The organism is 'Nostoc azollae' 0708 (genome assembly GCF_000196515.1).
Taxonomy (GTDB): domain Bacteria; phylum Cyanobacteriota; class Cyanobacteriia; order Cyanobacteriales; family Nostocaceae; genus Trichormus_B; species Trichormus_B azollae.
Map to the genome: position 1 here is coordinate 3,108,684 of NC_014248.1, position 25,432 is coordinate 3,134,115.

Sequence of the window (25,432 nt, forward strand, 5' to 3'; positions counted from 1 at the left end):
AATTGGTATGAGTAGCATTGATGATTACTTAATATACACATTGACGGTCATTCTTTATACCGCCAGTAATAATTAAAATTATTTCCCCGTTAGGTTTAGTTTTACCAACTGCTTTGCTTTGAAAGTAATTATTAATGGCATCTTGGAGTACACCAACTAAATTGGTCGTATCACCAGGAATATTTTCGGCAAAAATCTGCCCTACTTTAGCTGAGGTAACATGATCAAACCGTTGAGATGTGTGGGAAAACATATAAAGAATTATAGCATCCACATTAACTCCTTCACATTTGCGAGCTAGGGGAAAGGTAGATTCTTGTAAAGCTAACTATCTGCTTTTTTCACCTTGTTTAGATGGTTTACCCATACTGGTACTGCTGTCAATAACTAGTGTGTAGTCATGATTTTCTAAAATTCATAGTTCTCCAATGATTAATTATTAAATTTTGGATTCTGGCTTTTAGATTGATTTTTGCAAACAAAGAGATAATGTGGTCAGATTAATCATTGATTGCATTAGCCAAAACATCTGCAAGGCTCATATCCTCTAAATCCTCTAAAGTTATGGTGTCACAAATATCAAATTTAGCACCGACACCCTGTAACTGATCATCTAAAGCTTTGAGAAATTTTGTTGCTTGTGGATCTGCACCTACTTGAATCATAGAAATTCCTAACTCTTCATCTCTATCCATTCTTCTAGTTGCCTGAATAATGACTTCAAATACGGCTTTCCGATCATCTGGTTCACCATCTGTAACTACTAAAATCGTTTCTCCATTAGGTTTAGTTTGACCAGAAGCTTTACGCTGAAAGTAATTATCAAGTGCATTATTGAGTACACCTGCTAAGTTGGTTGTACCAGCAGGGTCATTTTCTTGAAATATTTGCGCGACTTTGGCTGAATTCACATTTTCGTAACGTTTAAATCTGCCGGAAAAGACATAAACTGTAATACCATCGGGGTCAAACTGTTCAGCTTTCCTAGCCAAAGCTAGGGTTGACTCTTGAGCTATATCCCATCTACTTCTACCACCTGCTTGGTCGGGAGTAGACATACTACCACTTTTATCAATAATTAATGTATAGTCACGATCGCTCATCATAAATACCTCTGTTGATTTTTCTGTTCCTATTTTAACTCTTAGGTAATCACACTGTCTCTAGATACAGAGATAATATAGAGATATTATATTGATACTCCCCTACGTTCATGCTGGGGATTCTGCACTGAGGTGTAAACGCCTTCTGGAGGCTTTCATCCCTTGTCTAAAGTACGGAATACGGTGAAGTGCGCCTGTTTATCAAGGGTTTTGGGTTTTCAGCCAGCCTTACTTTTAATGATTTAAACAATTCCAAACCAGGAAGAACCAATTTCTGAGGTAAAAGTTTCTGAGGTAAAATCGCTAAATAACTGAATATTTAAGGTATGGAGGATTGCTCAATTGGGCATTTTAGGATTAATCTGAATCTATTCAGAGATTAATGAATCGAGATTACCTCCCTTAAATATGCCGAAATTCTTGCTTTTAGGGTAATTCGCTCATCTGGAATTACTGAATCAAATTAGGAGAAGAAGCATGACTGTCACCAATGTCACAGAGGCCACATTCAAGCAGGAAGTGTTGGAGAGTGAGACTCCAGTCTTGGTGGATTTTTGGGCTCCTTGGTGTGGCCCTTGTCGAATGCTGGCAACCGTTGTTGATGAAGTAGCTGCTGAATATGAAGGACAAGTAAAAGTAGTGAAACTGAACACAGATCAAAATCCCATAGTTGCCAGTCATTACGGTATTCGTAGTATTCCCACATTAATGATATTTAAGGGGGGTCGACAAATTGATACTGTTGTAGGTGCGGTACCAAAAATAACTTTATCTAAAATCCTAGTACAGTATATCTCCGTATAGTCATACCTTTTTAACAGTTAACTGTTAACTTGATTGTTGTCAATTTCTCACTATTAAAATAGAAACACGCAGCGCCAGAAATACAAAGTCATAATCTTGAAACCCTTTATTCTAATAATGGGGTTTCCCACAACGCCAGTCGCAAGCCTGATCTGCTACACCTTATTCCCTAGAACCCTTTCATCGCTACTATATGTTAATTGAGATGGAGATTTTTGCTGTTTTAAGGGAGTAATAATTAGAAATTATTTGCCCAAATCAAGCTCTAAAATACATTTTAAATTGCCACTATGTTTTTCTGTAATAGTTTGATAACTAATAGATAAAGCTAAGCCTGTACCTTTGTCCACTGGTTTGGTTTTTAAAAAAGGGTCAAATAAATACTGTTTAAAATTTCCAGGAATAACAGGACCATTATCCTTGATAGAAACAATTACGTGATTATCATTAGTGAGTTGAGTTTAAATCTCAATTTGTGGCTGATTAATTTTGTAACCATTAAGTAGCAACTCTTCAAGAGTATCAATCCCATTAACTAGAATATCCATCAGTACTGGATTGAGTTGTCCAGGATAGCACTCTAATGGAGGTAATTGACCATATTGTTGAATTATCTCAATTCCTGGACAGTCTGATGTAGCTTAAAGACGACTTTGTAAAATCATCAATGTACTATCAATTCTCTCATGAATGTTGACAGCTTTGATTCCTCATTCATCTAGTCGGGAAAAATTTCGCAGCGATAATACTATTTCTTTAATTCATTGAGAGCCAACTTCCACAGAATTGCATAACTTAGGTAAACCTGATAAGACAAAACTTAAATCCATATATTGGATAGCATTTTTGACTTCTAGATTTGGTTGGGAATAATTTTGCTCATAAAGTTGTATGAGTATAATTAAATCCTGAATGTATTGATTAGCTAGCTCTAAGTTGCCATAGAGCAAATTAATTGGATTATTGATCTCATGGGCTATATATGCTACCAATTGTCCCAAACTAGATCACTTTTCACTCTGGACTAGTTGACGCGCTAATTACTGTGCTTCTTTTCTTAATTGGGCTTCAGATTGTCGTGAAATTTCTTCAGCTTGTGTGCGCTGAGTGATGTCATGGACAATAACTAAATATTTCTGGAAATCTTCTTGAGTCCGGTAGGAGATAGAAACCTCTAGAGTGATGACTGTAGATTTTTGGTTCAGAGTATGTTCACTCCGTTTTGACCATACCACTGGATCTACTTTTAATTCAGACAGTAAATTTTGTAGCTGATATCCTAATTAATTGCGATGTTTGAATTTTAAAAAAAGATTCAGTAGCTGGGTTAACTTATTGAAGTATTTCATCTTCATTGACTACTAGAATACAATCTTGGGCAACCACAAAGAGGTGTTCAGCAGATTCTCTAGCCTCTATCAAAGAGATGACTTCTGCTAAACTTGTCCAACAAGCGATCACAACTCCCACAAGTGCAATTGTGATCAATAAGATCACGACTAAGTTTTTAGGAATAGGGATGAAATCAAGATTCAATAACCAAACAAATAAGCAATCTACCAAACCAGAACTACATAGCTAGCAATAATGAGGTAGTCTGTCCAAAGCCGAGTTATATAGTTAGGAGTTCCCCCAGATACATTTAATAAGTTTCTAGTTAGATGTTGAACTTCATAGTTGATTAAATATTCCCACAATAATAGTGGGTATCCAAAAAAAATAGCTTCTGTTCCCAGACTGGCATGAACAGTTGCTACTAATGTTGGCCAACTTAGATGGTTTGTAACACCGAAAAAAGTCCATGGTTCCAAGGTACTCATACTTCTTGGTAAGCCTTGGAAGGCAAATCGATCTGAGACTGGACTATGAGAACGTGACATAGTTATCTATTCTGTTTTAGGCTTAGGGTAAAAAAACGGTATTGGGAAAATTGAAAAACATGAGTGGTAAATTAATTGTATTTGAAGGAGTCGAAGGTTGTGGTAAAACTACCCAAATGCATCTGTGTAGTCAGTGGCTAAGAGATTTAAGTGTATCGTTTTCGTTAACTTGTGAACCGGGGGGAACGGAGTTAGGGACGCATTTACGGCAACTATTGCTAGAAAATTCTGAGGATAAGCCTATTAGTGAAATTACAGAGTTATTATTATATGGTGCTGATAGAGCGCAACACATCGAACAAGAACTAAAGCCGAATTTAGCTGATGGGAAATATATTCTATGTGATCGCTATACTGACTCTACTATTGCCTATCAAGGTTATGGACGGGGTTTGAGCATGAGTATTATTAACCAGCTTAATTATATTGCCACCGGTGGGTTAGAAAGTGATTTAACGATTTGGCTAGATATTGATGTCGAGGTAGGACTAGCGCGGAAACGTGATCAAGCTACACTAGACCGTATTGAACAGGAAACAATTGCTTTTCACCGTCGTGTACAACAGGGATATACAGAATTAGCTGCTACTCACCCATCACGAATTTTTCGGGTAGATGGCAGTTTAAGTAAAGAAACTGTACAACAGAGGATACAAGAGATTTTAAATGCACACCTTTTGAATTCGTAAATGTTTGAAAAACTAATAGGACAAAAACAAGCCATAGGATTATTGACTCAAGCTGTTAAACAAAACCGAGTTGCACCAGCTTATCTTTTTGTTGGTACTGATGGTGTAGGTAGAAGTTTAGCTGCAAAATGTTTCATTGAACTGCTGTTTTCTAGTTCTATCCAACCCCATCAAATTGCCACTTTACAAAATCTTATCCGTCAAGGAAATCACCCCGCCTTATTTTGGGTAGAACCAACTTACCAATACCAAGGACAAAGACTCACCGCAGCAGAAGCAGCAGAAAAAGGAGTCAAACGTAAAGCACCATCAGTAATTCGCTTAGAACAAATTCGGGAAATTACTCAATTTTTATCCCGTCCACCTTTAGAAGCTACAAGGAATATAGTTGTTTTAGAACAAGCAGAAAGAATGGCAGAATCAGCCGCAAATGCGTTACTAAAAACCTTGGAAGAACCGGGACAAGCAACATTAATTCTAATTGCACCTTCTCCAGAATCTGTATTACCAACCTTAGTTTCCCGTTGTCAAAAAATCCCATTTTATCGACTAGATACGGCTTCTGTTGCTCAGATATTGACACAAACAGGAAATTGGGAGATTTTACAACATCCAGAAGTTTTGAGTTTAGCTGCTGGTAGTCCAGGAAGTGCGATTGCAGCTTACCAACAATTACAAACAATAAATAATGAGTTACTCCAAGAGGTAAGAAAAACACCTACATCTTATCGAAACGCTTTGGAATTAGCTAAAAAAGTAGATAAAGAATTAGACATAGAAGCACAATTATGGTTAATTGACTACCTACAACAATGGTACTGGCAACAAATATATAAACGGAGTATTATCGAACAACTAGAAAAAAGTCGTGAGAATTTATTATCCTATGCTCAACCCCGTTTAGTTTGGGAATGCACCTTTATATCCTTACTGCAAATATCGCAGGTGAGTTAATTTTGAGCTCAAATTCTCAACGTTATGCACTATAATTCATTTATTAATTTTCAGGTTTTAATTATTCATGTCTCCTTAGACTAGCCTTCTTACAGTACTGGCACTCATTGTTAACTTTGTAGTAACAATCAACATTGCTAGAGCTATATTTAAATATAAAATTATTCCTCCTGACACGACGGGAAATCCAGACTTTGAAAGAGTTATACGTGTTCAACAGAATACCTTAGAACAACTAATTTCATTTTTACCAGCTTTATGGTTTTTCTCTATTTATATCAGCCCAATTTGGGATTCTGCTTTATTTATGGTATGGACAATAGGACGCATTGCTTATGCATCGGGATATTATCAAGCAGCCTAAAAGACAGGTATTAGGTTTTGCTATTAGTTCTTGGAGAAGAATAGCACTAATTTCAGGTTCACTAATTAGGATTGTTCTATATTTGGTGAAACTTCCAAATACCTATTACCGCTGTGAATTCAAAATGCTTTTTTCAGAAGAGCTACGCTAACAAAATAGTACTTCGAGTAGGCTGAGCCAACAAAATTCAAAATGTATACGGCGTTAGCTTTTGAGATATTTAGAATGGTTGGTTTATTTACGCCGTACTTTACTAGTAATGCAAGGCGAAAGTCAAAAATGAAAGGGGTGTAGAGTGAGTGGTAACTTTTCACTCCCCCCTCGTAGGGGGAGTAAGTTACAAGTGGGTCTGGGAGAAAAATAAATAATCGTGTAACCCTCCTATGATAATGTTGGAGAAAATAGATATATACGACAAGCTGGATGAAGCGACTGAGTAGAAAACACCTTGCCCAAATGAATCAAGGCTACTTCTCTCTTGATAAAGAGAGACTAGTAGAAGTAGCGGGGAATCTTCATAAGCTAGGGCTCGAACAATTAGAAAAATTAGAGCAAACGCTCTGTGACATGCTGTGATTCCAGGACTTATCAGCTATGGTACTCGCACAACTGAAGGTAGTTTGGCGTATTTCTCTTGATTGAGTGTGATTGAGACTTGTCATCTCAGATAAATCAACCCCTGAAATTATATTGGCACTGTTGTGGAAGAAGTACGGAAAGGAAATTTATTTCCACCTATTCCTGCTCCTTCTTAATGGATTGCTGACAGGGGGATGTGAATGGTTACGTAGAGTGTGTGGAATCCCATAATTAAACAGGACTGACGCAACTGGCACAAATAGCGGGCAGGATATAGCCCTGGCACGCAACAATTGAACTCAAACCAAGCACATAGGAAGACTGGGGCATTTTAGTTGCTGAATTAAATAATTAGAAAGCAATCTATGCTTGTTTTGATAAACAGTTTGACCAGTTTGATAGGCTAAATTCTTTAATCTAATCCAAACTAACATTGCACAAGCAATATGATTTCTTTTAAGCCTAGCTTTACGACATTGACAAGATTCAATGCCACTTATTTGTTTAATCTCTCGGTGAAAATACTCGATTTCCCAACGAATTTTACACACCTCTTGTACAACATTCGTAGAACTTTGAGATAAATCCTTAGTAGCGACATAATCCGTTCTGTTGGTAGAAACAGCAACCCGGAATAGTTTCACTTTTTTCTGAGCGGGAAACCCTTTAATTTTTATAATTTTACGACATTCTAACTCTTCAGTACTCCATTCTCATAATTTAATAGGTTTATCTTTTTCTTTGGCAAATGTATCATCAACTAACCGATCCTTTTTGAAAGGGTAATCATAAATTTTGTCTAAGCTATCAATATACAGCATGAAACTGTTTACTGCATATCATGTGTCCATCAAAACTGTGTCAAAGGGGAAAAGCTGATGATACACTAGTTTTTGCAGCATATCTTTCACATGGTCTATCTTGGTTTTACCATCCACATCAGCATTAAAAATGCGGTAATCTATTACCCCAAATCTTTGAACTTTAGCATTCACATATACACAACTGACTACACCAATTCCCTTGAGTATGCCATGTTCATTACCACTATATTGTCTCCTCACCATCTTTACTTCTTCAGAATATCTTTTGTCTAAAACACTATAAATAGTATGATGTACCCATTACCATCAGCTTCTACTACCTCTTTCACTTTATCCCATAGTAAAAGAGATGTTAACTTTTCGGTTTTTAAATAAAAGTTAATTGCATCATGGCTAATACTTTCTAAATGCTCTGCTAAATTAGTAATTGTATAATTAATTTGACTAGTTCATAAGTATTGGCAGTAATCAGTATTGGCAGTAATCAAGTTTAGTAAATCTCATGACCGTCAGCAACATTTATCTAATACAATCTCCTACCTATTTTCTCATGAGTATTTTAATAATGTTTCCTGTTGCAGCTACTTCTTATTGGTTGATAAAGCTTTCGGTATCCAATTTATTTAATACCGAAGTACTATATTTCACCCATCGCCTGTGCTAGTTACCTAAGTCTTGTGTAGATAAGGAGTTCCACATGAGGACCTTATATTTCTGGTAATCAATTCAAAAATTTTTTCTTCATTTTCCATTTTGAATTCAAAAAAATCACTTATACAACATTCTCTAAAACCTGCAGTTGTGGAAGTAGTCTACCATATATCAAATATGACTCAATCAGCATTGATCACCTTTATTGAGCCCATACCTTCTTTAAAGGTTTTTCACAATTTTCGTCATCTTTACAAAGCTGCAAGTTAGAGACCGTTAATCTGAATTTAACAGCACTCACAAATCAGCAGACAGAAGCAATCAAAGAAACTCACGCAAGAATTCAAAAGGATTATCTTCCCAACATGGTTCTGGTACTAACCAAACCAATTTACTTTGGATTTCCGCTTCAATTTCATCACTGTCATCCCTTTCAAACAGTGATATCAAAGCTTCCCAGTCACGTTCTTTAAGGGTGCTGTACGAGGAAAAGTTTACCTGTAGATGATTGGAGTAATTCACAAGCACGTTTTTGGTTAATTTATACAAAAGTGAATATATTTCCTGGCAAATGAGCATATTTTATGAGTAATATTGTGATTTTTCCGTGATCTAGATCACAACTACTTTAATGAACTTATGTAAATATTCTACAGTTTTATATTTATGTTATGTATAGCTTTGATACTTAGATTTTATTAACTTCACACCAAATACCTCAGAAAAACACTGCGCTATACAAGCTCGTACTTCCAGGCATTTGATACTGGGAATCCAGTTACTTAAACTACCTACTGCCTTATCAGCTATGCCACAGGGAACAATACGCTCAAACCCTGTCATATCAGGACAAACGTTGAGTGAAAAACCGTGCATAGTTACCCAGCGACTGACTTTAATACCTATAGCAGCAACTTTATAGCCTTCTAACCACACACCAGTAGAACCCGGAATTCGTTCTCCCTGTAATCCATAATTTGCTAAAACGCGAATTAAGACTTCTTCAAGTTGCCGTAAGTACCAATGCAAGTCTTGACGATAACGTTGCAGATTTAAAATCGGATAACCAACGAGTTGCCCAGGACAATGATAAGTGACTTCACCGCCTCTTTCAACTCTATGCACATTATACACGCTTTTTCCAAGGTCAAATTTGAGAAATTTTAGGTTTGCACCTTGTCCCAAAGTGTAGACAGGGGGATGTTCCAGCAAAATGAGTGCGTCTTCTAGATTGGGGTTCTTAATGCGTTCGGTGAGTAGTGCTCGCTGCCATTGAAGAGCATCTAAATAACGTATTAGTCCTTGGTCATAGAAAAAACAATCATTTTTCTGGGGTTGTATACTATGGATCATACAAAAAATCAATTGGGTAAATGACCAAATATATTTCTAAAAGCAAGCATTGATTCGAAAAATGTCAAGCTATGCAAAGGATCTTAAAGGAAAGTCAACGGAATAAGCTATGTAAACCACAAAGTGCTAATTTGAATATATAACCTCAATGGTGTTAGGAGGAATTCTCTACAATAAGCATCACGCCAAGATAAGAAGTCTAATGAGCTGATGGTATCTTCAGAAGTTGTTTACATTTATCCGAAAAACTGCTGATTAAGGGTTTGATCCTCCATAAACAGTGAACAAGGCGACACCAAGAGAGCAAGAGCAACTACTCGTACCTTTGTAAGGGTTGTGCTCAAACAGGAAAATCACGTATAAAACAACTAACATTGATTGATGGAGAATTTTTTCTAGGACATCCAATTGTCTAGCAACCAGTTGGATAACACCACAGACTTTAACAAGGTAAATTGAGGCTAGAGGTACTTATCATTAAGATGCAGCAACCTGAGAGCAGATGCAAAACCCCTACATAAAAAGCATTTCATAATTGTATTGGCGGCAGTAATAGACCTTACCGCAATCTCTGTTAATACAAAACACATTCACATCAAATAAATATTGAGCGGGAGAGTTTACATGAAACTTGTCATCCACGGCAAAAATATTGAAATCACTGATGCGATTCGCGAATATGTGCATCAGAAAATTGAGAGAGCAGTTAATCATTTTCAGAGCATCACAAACGAAGTAAATGTGCATCTAAGCGTGGCTCGGAATCCCAGAATTAGTACAAAACAAGCAGCGGAAGTAACGATTTACGCTAATGGTAGCGTCATCCGTGCTGAGGAAAGCAGCGAAAACTTATATGCTAGTATTGATTTAGTTGCAGATAAAATAGCCCGTCAATTACGTAAATATAAAGAAAGAAGACAAGATCACAAAACCCAACCTATACCAACTAATGAAGCGGTAGTTGCTGAACCAGTTGCAGACAGTTTAATAGGTGATCGCACCCCCGAACTACCAGGAGAAGTCGTCCGCACCAAATATTTTCCCATGCCCCCCATGACCCTTGCAGAAGCCCAAGAACAACTGCAACTAGTGGGACATGACTTTTATATGTTCCGTAACGCCGAAACAGGAGAAATCAACGTCATTTATGAACGTAACCACGGTGGTTACGGCGTAATTCAACCTCGCAACGGTAACCGACATACCAACGGCAAGAACGGTAAAACAGACCAAGGTAATGTTGCCATGTCGGAGAAGTCTAAAGCCTAAGTGATGGGGACTGGGTAATTGGTAATTGGTAAGAATCTTTCCCAGTCCCCATCACTTAGCTTAGTTGTTGTAAAGTTTTCAGGGTTTCCTCAACGTGACCTTTAAAGTTCAACATGGAATCAAACACATATTGAACCACACCCTCTTGGTCAATCACATAAGTCACCCGGCCAGGGATAAATCCAAAAGCAGTAGTAGCACCATATAGCTTACGTACTTGATCGCCTTTATCACTCAAAAGTGTAAAAGGTAGATTGTATTTGGCTGCAAACTTCTGATGTGATTCACTAGAATCTCCACTTATACCGATAACTTCAGCACCAGCGACCTTAAATACTTCATATTGATCTCGGAAAGCACAAGATTCCGCAGTACATCCTGGTGTGTCGTCCTTGGGATAAAAGTACAGCACAACAGCTTGCTTACTACGAAAATCTCTTAGGCTGACTGTAGACCCATGTTGGTCGGGTAGGCTAAAATCAGGGGCATTATCTCCAACTTTGATAGACATAGTAAAAAATACAGAATTCAAACATTACTTAACAAAATTTTACCTTGTAACGTAGTATATAAATTTTCCTTGATAACGTGCATCAGGCGGAGTAGGGTAGATAGTTATCAAAAATACTATTCTGGTTATGCGTCTGACTTCACTTGATGTGTTTCGTGGTATCACCATTGCGGGAATGATTCTCGTCAATATGGTGGGAGTTGCAGATCATAAATATTCACTCTTAGACCATGCTGAATGGAACGGTTGTACACCTACTGATTTGGTATTTCCATTTTTTCTGTTCATTGTCGGTGTAGCAATGACTTTCTCCCTATCAAAATATACAGCAGATAACAAACCCACTAAGGCGGTTTACTTACGTATACTCCGCCGCGCTGCTATTCTCTTTTTATTGGGATTACTACTCAACGGCTTTTGGAATAAAGGTGTTTGGACTTTTGACTTAAGTAGCATTCGTTTTATGGGAGTTTTACAACGTATTAGTCTTTCCTACCTGTTTGCATCATTGATAGTTTTGAAAGTACCGGGCAAGAATCAATGGGTATTAGCAGGAGTGTTACTTATTGGTTATTGGTTAACAATGATGTATGTCCCAGTTCCAGATTATGGTGCGGGAGTGCTGACACGAGAAGGTAATTTCGGTGGATTTATTGACCGTTTAATTATTCCTAAGGCACATTTATATAAAGGTGATGGGTTTAATTATCTGGGAGATCCAGAAGGATTATATAGCACCATTCCAGCCATAGTTTCTGTTCTCGTTGGTTATTTTGCTGGGATTCGGATCAAGGAGAGAAAACACCTAAATTCACAAACTAGTATGGATTTCGTTTTATTTGGTTTGTGTTGTTTGGTAGTTAGTATTATTTGGGATGTAGCATTTCCTATTAATAAGAAACTCTGGACTAGTTCCTATGTTGTTTTTACCACTGGTTGGGCGTTAATGTTATTAGCAGCTTGTTATGAACTAATTGAAGTAAGGCTAATAAAACGCTGGAGTAAACCTTTTGAGATCATGGGATTAAATGCGATTGCACTCTTTGTCTCCTCTGTCATCCTCATTAAAATTACAGCTAAAACCCAAATTGGTACAGGTGAAACTGGTATCAGTATTTACAATTGGATTTACCAAAATATTTTTGCATCTTGGGCGGAAAATCTCAACGGTTCTTTCTTCTTTGGTATTGTTGCTGTATTATTATGGTACGGTTTTGCAGTTGTAATGTATCGCAAGAACTGGTTTATTAAAGTTTAAATCAAATCCCCAACATTTGTAAATTATGCAACGTTGCGTAAAGTCCTCCTTGTCCTAGTAATTGTTCATGAGTTCCGTGTTCAATTACTTCCCCCCGATTCAAGACAAAAATCCGGTCTACATTGCGGATTGTTGACAAGCGATGAGCAATTATTATTGCAGTTCGTTTGATTAAAAGCTGATTTAATGCCTGTTGAATTAAAGCTTCTGTGCCTACATCTAAACTAGCAGTAGCTTCATCCAATACTAAAATTTGCGGATTACGAATAGCAGCACGAGCAAATGCTAACAGTTGCTTTTGTCCACTAGAAATATTTTTTCCCCGCTCTCGTAATTGGGTCTCATAGCCTTGAGGTAATTGACGGATAAAATCAGCTACATTAGTTTTTGCTGCTGCTTTCTCAATTTCTTCAAAAGTGTAGCTATCTCCTAAAGTAATATTACTTTTGACATCACCAGCAAACAAAAAAGCTTCTTGCAAAATTACTGCCATATAACGCCGCAATTCTGACTGTGGTATCTCACGGAGATCTATACCATCAATCAGAATGCGTCCTTGAGTCGGTTCATAAAGACGACATAAAAGCCTGATGATAGAACTTTTGCCCGCACCTGTAGGACCGACTAAGGCTATTTTTTCACCTGGATGAATAGTAAAGTGTAAATTCTTAATTACATAATCATCATCTTTGTAAGCAAACCAAACATTCTCAAACCGGATTTCTCCCAAATCAGGTGGAGTAGTAAAATCCTGGTTTTCTAAATCCCTAATTATCTCATCTATATAACCAAATTGAGTATCTAAAATTGAAAAATGAGGGTTAGTTTGATCTCTGATCTCTATCGGTTCATCTAAAATATCGTTGACCCTTTCAATGGCAGTGAAACCAGCTTGAATAACAGTGAATTTTTCAGCAAAGTTCCGCAGAGGGTCAAATAATTGTTGGGCATACAAAATAAATGCTGATAAAATTCCAAAGGTGATATTTTGTCCTAATAGCAACAAACCACCTACCCATAACACCCCTGCGATTGCAATCAGACTAATCCATTCTAAGGTCGCAGAAACAGCGGAATCATACCAAATGGTATCATCAACTTCTTTAACATAAATGTTATTCGTAGCGCGAAATAATTCTGCATTGAATTTTTCTCTGCGGAACAACTGCACTACATTAATGCCAACGATATTTTCTTGCAATTGGGAATTTAGTTTTGATAGTTCTTCTCTTGCTTTGTAATTAGCACGGCGATACTGCTGCTGAAAGTAAATAATTACCGAAGTGATTGGTAACAGAATTAATAGTAGTAAACAAGCCAATTGCCATTGAATAGAAAACATTAAACCAATAATCATCAACATGGAAAATAAATCCGAGACAATGCCAATAGCACCAGTAGCAAAGACATCTCCTAAACTTTCAACATCATTGATGAGTCTGGTAATAAGTTTACCTACAGGTGTACGTTCAAAGAAACGCACTGCTAAAGAGGTGACATGATGGAATAAATCTTCACGAATTGCAGCAGTGATTTTTTGTCCTAGCTTTTGTACTAGATAACCCTGAAGCCCTGTTAGTGATAGTCTGACGATAATTGTAGCCAGAAATAATCCTTGCAGGATGTTTAACCCTTCCCATAGGGAGCGGTTTTTAAGAAATTCATAGGTACTCGGTTCCTCACGAATCAGAGATATAACCTGTCCAATTAACAACGGTTGGACGGAGTTAGCAACAGCAATGGGTACTAGTAAACACATTGATAGCGCCAGTAACTCCCTATTGCGACGGGCATAGGGTACTAGACGTAAAAATAACCGCCAATCATTATCATTGCGAGAGTATTTGTTGTGGGATTTTTCCTGGTCTGGATAGACAACCATGTTAAGTGTTAATTTAAGTTGGAATTGAGGCTTTATCTATACAAGTGTACTATTCTATTTGGTAATAATGGATCAAGAAATCAATACAGCTTTGCTCCTATTGGGTAAGTGTGATGTTGATAGGTAAAATCATAGGCGAACCTGCAAAATGATTAAACCATGGGAATTGGAGGCTTTAGCAACATAGACAAGACTAGTGTTTGAGATATACCAAATCGTTAGGTTTGTGTAGTTAAATATCTTAAGCGAAAAACTGCTGCTCCAGCAGTTTTATAAATTGCCTGAAAATTATACTAGTTTTGACATCTGGTTCTCAATACGATAACTTATAGTTGTGACTGTATTGCAAGCAAAACATATGCTTTGATATAAAAGAAATTAAATATGCATATGATCAGCATTCGTAATTTATGCGCTGATCCTGCAAAATATCCAGATACAATGGAGCAACTTAACTCTTGGTATGGATATGTTAAGTCTGCATCATGGCAAAACTTCAATCACCTGAGACAGTTTTACCCAACAGCAGATGTATTAGGTAACTTTATTATATTCAACATCAAAGGTAATTCCTAGCGCCTAATTATCAATATTGATTATGAAATTCAAACTCTTTACTACCAGTATTTTTTAACTTATGCTGAATACGATAACAGAAAATGGAAAAATAACCCATTCTTATGATAGATGTTAGCAAAAATTATTTTTAGGCTGCTGTTATTAACAACTAAGAGTCATCACTTAACTTTTGAGGATTAGAATAAGTCACAGGGCGAACGCATGTAGATATGGTACATATATACTAAGAAATGAGAAAGGTAGGGAGGGCTGATGATATGGAGGTTGACCAATGAGGCTCTGATGGTAAGGTCATTGTAAAAGTAGAAGAAGAAAGTCCCAAAAAGTGTGAAGCTCAAGCCCAAAATCACGATTAATGACCACCTTGCACAGATGGAAGATCCAAGAGTAGAGGGGAGGAAACGACACAAGTTAATTGACATTCTTACCATTGGAATTTGTGCAGTAATTTGTGAAGCAGATAGTTGGGTGGCAATTGAACTGTATGGCTGCACAAAATATAAGTGGTTAAAAACCTTTTTAGAACTAGGAAATGGGCTCCGGTCCCAGGACACATTTGGAAGGGTATTTGCACAATTGAATCCGCAAAAATTTCAAAATTGTTTCTTGAACTGGATCAAATCAGTACATAAGATAAGGGATGGTGAAGTTGTGGCAATTGACGGGAAAACTTTATGTAGTTCTCATGGTAAAAATAGTGACTAGAGTGCAATCCAAATGGTAAGTGTATGGGCAACTACAAATAGATTAGTGTTGGGACAGGTGAAGGTGCATGAGAAGTCACATGAAATTACAGCAATTCCCGAATTATTAAAGGTTTTAGAATTAGCTGGATGTATTGTCAGGATTGATGCCATCGGGTGTCACAAAGACATAGTAAAGTTAATTACGCAAGAAAATGCAGATTATGTAATCACTTTAAAAAAGAACCAAGGTAATCTGTATGAGTCAGTAGAACAGCTATTTAAGTCAGGGATAAGTACAGGTTTTCCAGAGCTTCAACATAGCACATATAAACCCGAAGCAATAGGGCATGGTCGTCATGGAATCCGCAACTATGTGATGTTACCTGGAATGGGATTTCAGCTTGACCCTTATTCAGTTTGGTCAAATCTAAAAAGTGTTGGGATGGTAGAACCTATCGGACAAGTGGATGATAAAACAACAGTAGAGACTCGTTATTTTATTAGTAGTCTTGAGTCAAATGTAGAACAATTGGCTAATTCTGTCCGCAGCCATTGGGCAATAGAAAATTCATTGCATTGGGTATTAGATGTAGCTTTAAAACAAGATGACTACCGGATTAGGAAAGATAATGCTCCACAAAACTTTGCAGTAATGCGCCAGATAGCAGTCGATCTTTTGGGTAAAGAGAACCCCGTGAAGCGGGGGATAAAAAATAAACAGTTTTTGGCAGAAATGGATAATAACTCTTGAGAAAGAGTTTTAGCTTTAGCCTCAACTAACTTGTCAACAATTTACTTAATATTTTCTTCTACTTATTTTTACAGATAAGTTTACTTATTTATGGATGAATAGTTAGCTCATTTATCCTTAGCTAAGAGTTATTCAATTGGAGATAAGCTAATTCATCGCCTAATAGAAAAGTGATTGATTTTGTTTATATATCCATCAAGCTTTGCACTTAATATAGATGATTTTAAAATCCTCATTAGTTTTTATTAGGAAATAAGGTGCGTTTCCCCTGGAGTAAGTCATGATAAGGGTCTTTGCCGATAACGGGAGTCAGTGAGGTAAAAAGCAAATGACGACTTCTTTTGATAGAGTTACTTACAGTCAGCTTCTATTAGAGTTACAACCTAAAGTTATTACAGCAGAAGCAGAATAAGACCGCACTTTAGAAACTGTTGAAAAAATGATGGCGTATAAAGATCGGACAGCCGAACAGACTGCTATATTACAACTCTTAGTTACTCTGACTGAGGAGTTTGAAAAAAACTATCCCATGGAAACATCATCACCTTATGCTATAGTGCAACACCTGATGGAAGGACGTGGAATTAAACAAGCTCAACTAGTAGGAATAATTAGCTCTAAAGGAGTTGCTTCAGAAGTTGTGAATGGCAAAAGAGCAATTAGCAAAGCCCAAGCAAAAGCATTAGGATAGTTTTTTAATGTCTCTCCCTTATTGTTTATTTAGCAAGTAGTGATCACTGATTATTACCGCATGGTAACGAATTCCTCAGCCGAGCTAGGATGGATACCGATAGTAGCATCAAAGTTTGCTTTGGTAGCACCCATTTTGATTGCGATCGCAATTCCTTGAATAATCTCCGCCGCATTCGTTCCTACCATGTGTGCTCCCAGCACCTTATCGGTTTTCTTATCAACCACCAATTTCATTATGGTTTTTTCTTCTTTACCAGCTAAGGTGTAGTACATGGGACGGAAGCGAGTGCGATAAACTTTTAGTGCATCACCATGTTTTTCTCGGGCTTCTGCTTCTGTCAAACCTACTGTAGCAGCTTCAGGATTCGTAAAAATTGCGGTGGGGACATTTTCATAACTCATAATACGAGACTTACCACCAAATACCGTATCTGCAAAGGCTCGACCTTCATTAATCGCCACAGGAGTTAAATTAATCTTGTTTGTACAATCTCCCACTGCATAGATATTTCCTTCTACTGTTTGACTATATTTATCAACAATAACTGCTCCATCATGAAGCTTAACTTTGGTATTTTCCAAACCCAGGTTTTGTGTATTTGGTTTGCGGCCAAGAGCAGCTAAACTGACAGCATCCACAACAACTATCTCTTCAGACTCCCCATCTTTGCGAACTGTTACTTTAATTCCTTCTGCATCTTTTTCAAGAGTAATTAGTTGGATGTTATTGAGAATTCTAATCCCGTGGTTAATCATTCCTTGCTGAATTTCAGTCTGCAAATCTTGATCAAAACCACGCAAGATTGTTTCACTGCGTGTTATTTGAGTGACTTCTGTTCCCAGTCCGTTCATGATAGAAGCAAATTCTGAGCCGATGTAACCTCCCCCCAAAATTACCATACGTTCGGGCTGTTTCTGAAGATGGAAAATATCATCAGAGGTAATAGCGTGTTCAACTCCTAAAATGTTGGGTTTAATAGGATGGGCACCAACGGCAATCAATATCTTATCTGCTGTTAGTTGGTGATCGCCAACTAAAATTGTATGGGCATCAACGACTTTTCCATATCCTTGGAATACCTCAACTTTATAATTATCAAGCATTTTTTGATAAATTCCATTGAGGCGAATGACTTCATTGTTGACTGTACTAATCATCTTTTCCCAATCTAGAGAACTCTGGACAGCACTCCAACCATATCCTTTGGCATCCGAAAATAGCTCAGGAAAATGAGAAGCATAAACCATCAGTTTTTTAGGGACGCAGCCACGATTAACGCAGGTTCCGCCTAGTCGGTCAAATTCAGCAATTCCTACCTTAGCTTCGTATTCTGCGGCACGTCTGGCAGTCGCAATACCACCAGAACCAGCACCAATTACAAATAAGTCGAAATCGTAGGTCATATTAATTTTAGACTTTGGGTTTTGGATTGTATATTAAATATTTGCTTAAATATTTATACTATGGGTTTATACTATCGGTCAGAAATGGGGAGATTTGGAAACAGGGAAATGCGGAGCATAATATATGTTTCCGCCCCCTAGCTTCAATCACGAATTACACACTTTTGAGGTACTTTAACATGGTGTCTGCATCTGAAACTTCAAAGGGATCGCTGGGACAGTTGTCATCCAAACCTGGCTCAATGAACATCTTTTCAATTTTGCCATCATTTACTACCATTGAGTAGCGCCAAGAACGCATTCCAAAGCCCAGGTTAGATTTGTCAACTAACATTCCCATTTTACGAGTAAATTCGCCATTCCCATCAGGTAATAAAAAGACGTTCTCAGCGCCTTGTTGTTTACCCCATTGGTACATAACAAAAGCATCATTTACAGATATACAAATAACGCTATCTACCCCCAATGCTTGAAATTCTTTGTAGAGTTCCTCATAGGGGGGCAGATGTGAGGTGGAACAGGTGGGAGTAAAAGCTCCAGGTAATGAAAATACAACTACACGCTTGCCAGCAAACAGTTCTTCTGTGGTGCGATCTTGCCAGCGGAAAGGGTTGGGTCTACCAATGGACTCGTCACGGACACGCGTTTTGAACACGACACTAGGAACGGTTGCGATCAAAGCCATATTAACCTCTGAAATTTTGATGTGTGAAATTATGTTTGGTCTCTGGCGATGTATCTCACAATACTTTTTACTCAAGCAATGAGCAGTAAGCATAAACACTCATTTAATTTTAAAAATTAAATATTTTGTTAATTGATGAATATGATAACCTGTAATGAGGTTAAAAATTTCTAGGCAAACCTAGAATCATGCAGGAACAAGCAGGTTCAATTATTGAAACCTTAAACTCTAAGGGTTTGACGGTAACTCCTCAATGATGAGGTGAAAGTTGACAGTGAACAGACTGATAACTTATAACTAATTGTGATTGACATCACCTATTTACTGCTGTTGTTATCACCAAAAAGATTGATAATTCTTACCACTATTTGATTAAGTCAATTACTTCAAAGGTAGAGGTTCTAGGGGATATTAATATTATGAAGTTAAAGGAAAACCCCCATGCGCCACATCAAAATTCTTCCTGGTGCTGTTTCAGAAATCATCGCGACTTCTGCTGATAGTGGAATTTTGATTTTAGCAGATCGCTACGGACTGATGGCAGCTATTTTAGATGAGTTTATAAATGATGATGAAGCCCTCAATAGACTATTACTTCATGTGATTAGAGGTCCGATTCAGTTAATAGACCAAATCTCCTGCGATCGCTAAATATTATGTATCGCTAAATATTATGATGATTTTTTATATCCTTACAGAAGATTGGAGATCAATGAGGTACAGAATCTAAATCGAAACCTAGTACCGCCATGAATTCAAAGTGCTTCCTTCAGAAGAGCTACGGTAAAAAAATAGTGCTTCCAGCAGAGCAGGCTGCGCCAACAAAATCCAAAATGTATAAGCTGTGTGTGAGCTTTTCAGTGATTTGGAATGGTTGGTTTACTTACGCCATACTGTACTAGACAGCAAGAGAGTTTTACTTCTAACTCCTAACTCCTGACTCCTGACTCCTGACTCCTACTGTAATTTTAGTGATCAATAGAGGGTGCAGGGCTTTTGATAAGTCAAAAACAAGGCGTTTTTTCCCATACACCCTACACCCTACACCCTAAACTTGGGAATCTTCAACTTGACCAATGCGACGAATGTTAAGAATATCGCTCATTTTCTTAATTTGCACAAACAAGTGTTCTAATTGAGAGCGATCGCAAATATCAATTCCCAAATCCATCAGTGCCGGTTGTCCCAAAGCTGTTTTCACATTAGCATGGCGCACATTTATACCTTGGTCGCTCAACCGCGATAAAATATCCTTCAATATTCCCACTCTATCAAGAGTCTCAATTTGAATATCCACCGGATAAGTGTAAGGACGACCGCTATTTTCTATGGCAGTATTCCATCTGACTGGTACTAGTCGCTCACATTCCACATTATCCACATTATGACATCCTTGACGATGAATGGATATACCTCTTCCCCGCGTTACTACGCCTATAATCGCTTCCCCAGGAATCGGCGTACAACATCCAGCTATATGATAAAGCAAACCTTCTACACCAATAATAGGTGAATCACTAGCACGAGAAGTAATTGGTGGTGTATCTCGCGACGTTTTGGATGTTGACTCCTTGAGTATAAATGACATAACATCAGCCATCGGTTGTTGTGCTTTCACCACATCCCGCCAGCGATTTAACACCAAGTTTAAAGTAATTTCTCCATAACCTAAACCTGCTAGTAAATCTTCCACACTGTGATAATTGCACTTTTCAGCCACAGTATGCATTGCATTTGATTTCAGCAAGTGATCAAAACCAGTTTTACCGAGTTCCTTCTCTAATAAATCTCTTCCTCGTGACACATTTTCTTCCCGGCGCGATCGCTTGTACCATTGTTTGATGCGATATTTCGCCGCCGAAGTCCTGACAAAATTCAACCAATCCAAACTAGGATGGCTATTCTTTTGAGTAATAATATCAACAATATCGCCATTGTGTAATCGCGTCGATAATGGCACGATGCGCCCATTGACCCGCGCCCCTGCACAATGATTTCCCACCTCTGTATGAATTCGATAAGCAAAATCTATACTCGTAGATCCGGGACTTAGAGGAACAACATCCCCCTTTGGGGTGAAGACATAAACATCATCTTCAAATAGATTGTCTTTAACACTATCTAAGTATTCTTGAGCATCTTTTAAATCACTTTGCCACTCTAATAGTTGCCGTAACCAAGTAAACTTCTCATCTGTTCCTGTTAATTGGCTATTAGTAGAACCCCCGGTTTCTTTATACTTCCAATGTGCAGCAATCCCATACTCAGCAACATGATGCATTTCCATTGTCCGAATTTGCACTTCCAAAGGTCGGCCAGTCAAACCAATGACCCCAGTATGCAAGGACTGGTAACGGTTAGGTTTAGGCAGCCCAATGTAATCTTTGAATCTTCCTGGTATCGGGCGAAACGCATCATGAACAACAGCCAACGCCCGATAGCATTCTTCATTAGTTTGCACAATAATTCGCAGTGCAGCCAAATCATAAATTTCATGAAATTCTTTGTGCTGACGATGCATTTTTTGATAAATGCTATAAAGGTGTTTCGGACGACCGCTGACATCCAAACATTGGATTCCCGCCTGTTGCATTCGTTTCCGCAACACTTCCGTAGCTCTAGCCAATTTTTCTTCCCGCGCGGTTCGTTTTTCAGAAACGTGCTGCTGAATTTCTCGGAAAGCATCAGGTTCCAAATACTTAAATGCCAAATCTTCCAATTCCCATTTAACCCGCCAAATCCCCAAACGATTAGCTAAAGGTGCAAAGATATCTCGTGTTTCCTGGGCGCTACGGCGACGACTAGCTTCTGACATATACTGCAAGGTTCGCATATTATGCAAACGGTCTGCCAACTTCACCACAATTACCCGAATATCCTGCGCCATGGCCAAAAACATTCGCCGGAAATTTTCCGCTTGGCTTTCAGTTTTACTGGTGAAATTGATTTTAGAAAGCTTGGTGACACCTTCTACCAATTGTCTGACTTCAGCCCCAAAATGCTCTTCTATTTCTTCAATTGTGACTTCTGTATCTTCCACTACATCATGAAGAAATCCAGCTCCTATCATAGCTGGACTTCCTCCCAAATCACGCAGCAATCCGGCTACAGCTACAGGATGAGCTATATAAGCTTCTCCAGACTTGCGGTACTGACCTTGATGCAGTTGATAGGCAAATTGAAAAGCATGACAAATCAAAGCAATATCGCTATGCATTCGGTTATCTTCCGCTGTGCTAGTCTTTACTGGTGTTTCTCGTAAACATTTCTTGAGCCATTCCGGAAGACTGACATGAACTGAGGAATCAAGAAGTAAGCTGCTCATACAAGAGAAAAGATAAATTTTTGGTGGATAATAGAGATATAGATGAAAATTACAGCATCGTCAAAAGAAGATGCTGTCCCAAGTACAGGTAGGAAAAACAGTGTGAGGATGACTGTATAATTGCCTGTGAACATCATCCATTAAGGGTGTGCAGGCACATAAACAGAATATCCATATATGACAAACAAAGCCTGAGAGAATAATTCTAGGCTTCTAATTTGATTAAGTCCATGAAAGGCTTTATTCTAAAAGAAAATTTTCTTCACATTAATAGTAGCTAATTATATTGGACAAATATCCAGTTAATTAGTTTGGAAGTTTCATCTTGACAGGATGAAGTATAACAACCTCTATCCCTTGGCTAAAAGCTGTTGAAACTTTTTGTAGATTTTCACTTTCCAGAAGTCAAGTCTGCTGCATTCAGTGCTTGTTTGACAACAGAACTCATTAACTAATGTTAGCTGATTTGACGTAATATGTCTAATGTCTAGGAAAACAATGACATTTTGCAATACTAATAGGAGGTAGGAGTTAAAAGAAGGAGTTCAGGAGTATGGCTTATGCCACGCTATACTATCAGGAGTTAGGAGTTATGTCTCAGTATCTTGAAAAATATCAAGAATTTTCCACATTACTGGAGCAATTCTGCTCTTATGTCACCCAAAACCAAATAAGTGCTCCTTTTTTACGGCAGCATCTACGCGAGTTGCAGCAATGGTTTGTCCAGCAAATTGTGCCTATATGTGATCTGGACTGGCGTGAACAGTCTTATCAGACGGAGATTAGTAAGCAACTGCGATTGCTGGAAATAGATGTGATGTTTTTCCAAGGTGCAAGGCAGTCTGTAACGGCAGAAGCGAGACTTATAACCATTAGCAATCGCCTCACTACTCTAATTCAATATTGCCATGCCATAATGCAATCGGAAGCACCAGAAGGTTGAATTTAGTGATCATTTGTCAGTTATTCAAATTATTAATTTTCTCCCCTGCGCCCAATCATCAATCACCAATCACCTGTTACCTGTTATAATACGAACTAAGTTGGAAATATACAAACTATGCCACAGGACTTATCACCCCTTTGGATATCGCTGAAAACTTCATTTCTAGCGACTTTCATCACCTTCTTTATGGGTATTGGTGCTGCTTACTGGATGTTCGGATATAGAGGTAAAGGGAAATCTATCATCGAGGGTATTTTTATTGCACCGTTGATTTTACCACCTACAGTTGTTGGTTTTTTGTTGTTGCTATTTTTTGGTAGAAATGGTCCGGTTGGTAAATTGATGGAACTATTTAACCTCACAATAGTTTTTACTTGGTATGGTGCGGCTATAGCTGCAACTGTAGTTTCATTCCCGTTAATGTATAAAACTGCATTGGGATCTTTTGAACAAATTGATGCTAATTTGTTGCGTGTGGCGAGGACTTTAGGTGCTAAGGAACTAACAATATTTTGGCGGGTTAGTTTACCTTTAGCTTTTCCTGGCATTTTAGCAGGTGTAACATTAGCTTTTGCCCGTGCTTTGGGTGAATTTGGAGCAACTTTGATGTTAGCTGGTAACATTCCTGGACAAACGCAGAATGTACCGATGGCAATATATTTTGCTGTGGAAGCTGGGGATATCAATGAAGCTTGGTTTTGGGCGGTCTCAATTGTGGCAATTTCTCTATCCGGGATTATTTTAACTAACTTATGGCAAGAACAAAAACATAAAGTTAGAAGCATAAATAAAGAAATAGATAAACAAATAGAACCAGAAAATCAATCTTTCCTTGCATCTTCCAGATCTTCTGCATCCGGCTTATTTATAGATATTGAAAAAAAACTGGCAAATTTTCATCTCCAAGTAGCTTTTAATACAGATAGTCAACCATTAGGATTGTTGGGTGCTTCTGGTGCAGGAAAAAGTATGATTCTCCGTTGCATTGCGGGGATAGAAACACCAACACAAGGAGTAATTGTATTAAATAATAAAGTTTTATTTGATTCAAAAAAAGGAATTGATATTCCTGTTCGTAACCGTCGCATTGGATTTTTATTCCAGAATTATGCTTTATTTCCACATCTAAATGTGGCCCAGAATATCGCCTTTGGTTTACCAAAAAAATTATCTTGTGGAAATCTTAATTTAGAGGTAGAAAAACAATTAATAGCAATGGAACTACAGGGATTAGGTGATCGCTATCCTCACCAACTTTCTGGAGGACAACAACAAAGAGTAGCCTTAGCTAGGGCTTTGGCAAGTCAACCGGAAGGATTGCTCTTAGATGAGCCATTTTGCGCCCTTGATACACATCTACGCAGTCAGTTAGAACAACAGATGACAGAGACTTTAACTGATTATTCCGGTGTGACTTTATTTGTCACTCATAACATGGAAGAAGCATATCGGCTTTGTGCCAATTTATTAGTATTAGAAAATGGTAAAGAAGCTCATCATGGTTCTAAATATGAGATTTTTCAGCACCCTGCTACTATGAATGTGGCTAAAATAACTGGATGTAAAAACTTTTCTCGCGCTGTTTGTATATCATCCCAACAGCTAGAAGCCATTGATTGGAATTGTACTCTCCAAGTTGTAGAATCAGTTCCTAATAAATTATCTCATATCGGGATTCGCGCCCATCAAATTGTTTTTACCAATGACCCATATCAGGAAAATACTTTTCCCTGTTGGTTAGCCAGAACCAGTGAAACACCTCACCGGATTACCTTATTTTTAAAGTTGCATTCTCCGGCTCGAAATGTTCATGATCATCACTTGCAAGCTGAAGTTTATAAGGAAAAATGGGTAAAAATCAAAAACTTACCTTTTCCTTGGTATGTACATTTAGAACCTTTGCGGTTGATGTTAATGGAATAGTCTCGTGACTTCCCTTTGAATTTTGAATTGGTATTACTTGTCAGGTTTCAACAATAAATAAGATAACTATCCATCACTAACTGTAACACCAGCGCAATCGCCTGCGACTTCAGCAGTACCTCAAAAGACAGAATCTACCCTACCAAAACCTTTAATTTTGCCTCCTGTATCTTGGACTCATACATAAGGCCTAATGGTTCATAATATGCACTAAACAAAACTGTATCTTAACTAGATTTCCCAATTGATTGATAAAATACAAACTCTTTTTCATTCCCTGTGTGTAATTCTTGAGCAGAATTAGTAGATAATACTAATT

24 protein-coding genes and 3 pseudogenes are annotated in these 25,432 nt (G+C 37.8%); 12 read left to right on the forward strand and 15 right to left on the reverse strand.

Features of this window, described 5'->3' with window-relative positions:
- Positions 1-28 precede the first annotated feature (28 nt).
- Complete coding sequence (locus AAZO_RS26800) at positions 29-274, reverse strand: vWA domain-containing protein (protein WP_144031308.1); 246 nt, start codon at positions 272-274, stop codon at positions 29-31.
- A gap of 226 nt (positions 275-500) precedes the next feature.
- The gene (locus AAZO_RS14410; RefSeq protein WP_013191817.1) at positions 501-1,106 is read right to left on the reverse strand and encodes a vWA domain-containing protein; all 606 of its coding nucleotides are present in this window, start codon (positions 1,104-1,106) and stop codon (positions 501-503) included.
- A 474-nt stretch (positions 1,107-1,580) separates the two neighbouring features.
- On the opposite strand from AAZO_RS14410, the gene trxA reads away from it, so the two are divergent.
- Positions 1,581-1,907 carry a thioredoxin gene (gene trxA / locus AAZO_RS14415; protein ID WP_013191818.1) on the forward strand — a complete coding sequence of 109 codons (327 nt, stop codon included), beginning with the start codon at positions 1,581-1,583 and terminating at the stop codon, positions 1,905-1,907.
- Between the two features lie 245 nt (positions 1,908-2,152).
- On the opposite strand, the gene AAZO_RS38435 is transcribed toward trxA, so the two are convergent.
- The 5 genes from AAZO_RS38435 to AAZO_RS14430 form a co-directional block, all read right to left on the reverse strand.
- The gene (locus AAZO_RS38435) at positions 2,153-2,341 is read right to left on the reverse strand and encodes an ATP-binding protein (RefSeq protein WP_228371717.1); all 189 of its coding nucleotides are present in this window, start codon (positions 2,339-2,341) and stop codon (positions 2,153-2,155) included.
- 327 nt (positions 2,342-2,668) lie between these two features.
- Complete coding sequence (locus tag AAZO_RS38440) at positions 2,669-2,908, reverse strand: histidine kinase dimerization/phospho-acceptor domain-containing protein (protein WP_049790730.1); 240 nt, start codon at positions 2,906-2,908, stop codon at positions 2,669-2,671.
- A 39-nt stretch (positions 2,909-2,947) separates the two neighbouring features.
- Complete coding sequence (locus AAZO_RS38445) at positions 2,948-3,142, reverse strand: hypothetical protein (RefSeq protein WP_049790731.1); 195 nt, start codon at positions 3,140-3,142, stop codon at positions 2,948-2,950.
- Positions 3,143-3,239: 97 nt separating this feature from the next.
- Complete coding sequence (locus tag AAZO_RS38450; RefSeq protein WP_228371211.1) at positions 3,240-3,404, reverse strand: hypothetical protein; 165 nt, start codon at positions 3,402-3,404, stop codon at positions 3,240-3,242.
- A 59-nt stretch (positions 3,405-3,463) separates the two neighbouring features.
- Positions 3,464-3,787, reverse strand: a complete 324-nt coding sequence (locus tag AAZO_RS14430) for a hypothetical protein (protein ID WP_041640502.1) — start codon at positions 3,785-3,787, stop codon at positions 3,464-3,466.
- A gap of 59 nt (positions 3,788-3,846) precedes the next feature.
- Here AAZO_RS14430 and tmk point away from each other — a divergent pair, with 59 nt between their 5' ends.
- From tmk to AAZO_RS38455, 3 genes are all read left to right on the forward strand, one after another.
- Positions 3,847-4,476 (forward strand): dTMP kinase, encoded by a 630-nt coding sequence (tmk, locus tag AAZO_RS14435; RefSeq protein ID WP_013191819.1) that lies wholly within the window; start codon positions 3,847-3,849, stop codon positions 4,474-4,476.
- Positions 4,477-5,430 (forward strand): DNA polymerase III subunit delta', encoded by a 954-nt coding sequence (holB, locus tag AAZO_RS14440; protein ID WP_013191820.1) that lies wholly within the window; start codon positions 4,477-4,479, stop codon positions 5,428-5,430. It abuts the gene before it with no gap.
- A 145-nt stretch (positions 5,431-5,575) separates the two neighbouring features.
- Positions 5,576-5,794: an MAPEG family protein gene (locus AAZO_RS38455; RefSeq protein WP_266889552.1), complete on the forward strand. Its 219-nt coding sequence runs from the start codon at positions 5,576-5,578 to the stop codon at positions 5,792-5,794.
- An 878-nt stretch (positions 5,795-6,672) separates the two neighbouring features.
- Here the strand turns inward: AAZO_RS38455 and AAZO_RS30535 are convergent.
- From AAZO_RS30535 to lipB, 3 genes and pseudogenes are all read right to left on the reverse strand, one after another.
- Positions 6,673-7,637: pseudogene (locus AAZO_RS30535) on the reverse strand (IS701 family transposase).
- A gap of 532 nt (positions 7,638-8,169) precedes the next feature.
- A complete protein-coding gene (locus tag AAZO_RS43820) occupies positions 8,170-8,298 on the reverse strand; it encodes a hypothetical protein (protein WP_420807023.1) in 129 nt (42 codons plus the stop codon).
- 219 nt (positions 8,299-8,517) lie between these two features.
- A complete protein-coding gene (gene lipB / locus AAZO_RS14460) occupies positions 8,518-9,201 on the reverse strand; it encodes a lipoyl(octanoyl) transferase LipB (RefSeq protein ID WP_013191823.1) in 684 nt (227 codons plus the stop codon).
- Between the two features lie 624 nt (positions 9,202-9,825).
- On the opposite strand from lipB, the gene hpf reads away from it, so the two are divergent.
- Positions 9,826-10,470: a ribosome hibernation-promoting factor, HPF/YfiA family gene (gene hpf / locus AAZO_RS14465; RefSeq protein WP_013191824.1), complete on the forward strand. Its 645-nt coding sequence runs from the start codon at positions 9,826-9,828 to the stop codon at positions 10,468-10,470.
- A gap of 55 nt (positions 10,471-10,525) precedes the next feature.
- Here the strand turns inward: hpf and AAZO_RS14470 are convergent, their stop codons facing one another.
- Complete coding sequence (locus AAZO_RS14470) at positions 10,526-10,981, reverse strand: peroxiredoxin (RefSeq protein WP_013191825.1); 456 nt, start codon at positions 10,979-10,981, stop codon at positions 10,526-10,528.
- A 127-nt stretch (positions 10,982-11,108) separates the two neighbouring features.
- On the opposite strand from AAZO_RS14470, the gene AAZO_RS14475 reads away from it, so the two are divergent.
- Positions 11,109-12,239, forward strand: coding sequence for an acyltransferase family protein (locus tag AAZO_RS14475; RefSeq protein WP_013191826.1), 1,131 nt, complete (start codon positions 11,109-11,111; stop codon positions 12,237-12,239).
- Position 12,240: 1 nt separating this feature from the next.
- On the opposite strand, the gene AAZO_RS14480 is transcribed toward AAZO_RS14475, so the two are convergent.
- A complete protein-coding gene (locus AAZO_RS14480) occupies positions 12,241-14,121 on the reverse strand; it encodes an ABC transporter ATP-binding protein (protein ID WP_013191827.1) in 1,881 nt (626 codons plus the stop codon).
- Between the two features lie 441 nt (positions 14,122-14,562).
- On the opposite strand from AAZO_RS14480, the pseudogene AAZO_RS30540 reads away from it, so the two are divergent.
- From AAZO_RS30540 to AAZO_RS14490, 3 genes and pseudogenes are all read left to right on the forward strand, one after another.
- Positions 14,563-14,805: pseudogene (locus tag AAZO_RS30540) on the forward strand (type II toxin-antitoxin system HigB family toxin).
- A 222-nt stretch (positions 14,806-15,027) separates the two neighbouring features.
- Positions 15,028-16,137 (forward strand): annotated as a pseudogene (locus tag AAZO_RS14485) (ISAs1 family transposase).
- A gap of 439 nt (positions 16,138-16,576) precedes the next feature.
- On the forward strand, positions 16,577-16,828 hold the full coding sequence (locus tag AAZO_RS14490; protein WP_338026870.1) for a helix-turn-helix domain-containing protein: 252 nt from the start codon (positions 16,577-16,579) through the stop codon (positions 16,826-16,828).
- Between the two features lie 53 nt (positions 16,829-16,881).
- Here AAZO_RS14490 and gor read toward each other — a convergent pair whose 3' ends face one another.
- Both gor and AAZO_RS14500 read right to left on the reverse strand, forming a co-directional pair.
- The gene (gene gor, locus AAZO_RS14495; protein WP_013191828.1) at positions 16,882-18,234 is read right to left on the reverse strand and encodes a glutathione-disulfide reductase; all 1,353 of its coding nucleotides are present in this window, start codon (positions 18,232-18,234) and stop codon (positions 16,882-16,884) included.
- A gap of 154 nt (positions 18,235-18,388) precedes the next feature.
- Entirely contained in the window at positions 18,389-18,919 is a 531-nt protein-coding gene (locus AAZO_RS14500) for a peroxiredoxin (RefSeq protein WP_013191829.1), read from the reverse strand.
- Positions 18,920-19,360: 441 nt separating this feature from the next.
- Here AAZO_RS14500 and AAZO_RS14505 point away from each other — a divergent pair, with 441 nt between their 5' ends.
- The gene (locus AAZO_RS14505) at positions 19,361-19,570 is read left to right on the forward strand and encodes a hypothetical protein (RefSeq protein WP_013191830.1); all 210 of its coding nucleotides are present in this window, start codon (positions 19,361-19,363) and stop codon (positions 19,568-19,570) included.
- 397 nt (positions 19,571-19,967) lie between these two features.
- On the opposite strand, the gene AAZO_RS14510 is transcribed toward AAZO_RS14505, so the two are convergent.
- Positions 19,968-22,244 (reverse strand): RelA/SpoT family protein, encoded by a 2,277-nt coding sequence (locus AAZO_RS14510; protein WP_013191831.1) that lies wholly within the window; start codon positions 22,242-22,244, stop codon positions 19,968-19,970.
- 592 nt (positions 22,245-22,836) lie between these two features.
- Here AAZO_RS14510 and patD point away from each other — a divergent pair.
- Complete coding sequence (gene patD, locus AAZO_RS14515) at positions 22,837-23,187, forward strand: heterocyst frequency control protein PatD (RefSeq protein WP_041643175.1); 351 nt, start codon at positions 22,837-22,839, stop codon at positions 23,185-23,187.
- A gap of 117 nt (positions 23,188-23,304) precedes the next feature.
- Positions 23,305-25,113, forward strand: coding sequence for a molybdate ABC transporter permease subunit (gene modB / locus AAZO_RS14520; protein ID WP_013191833.1), 1,809 nt, complete (start codon positions 23,305-23,307; stop codon positions 25,111-25,113).
- The last annotated feature ends 319 nt before the right edge of the window (positions 25,114-25,432 follow it).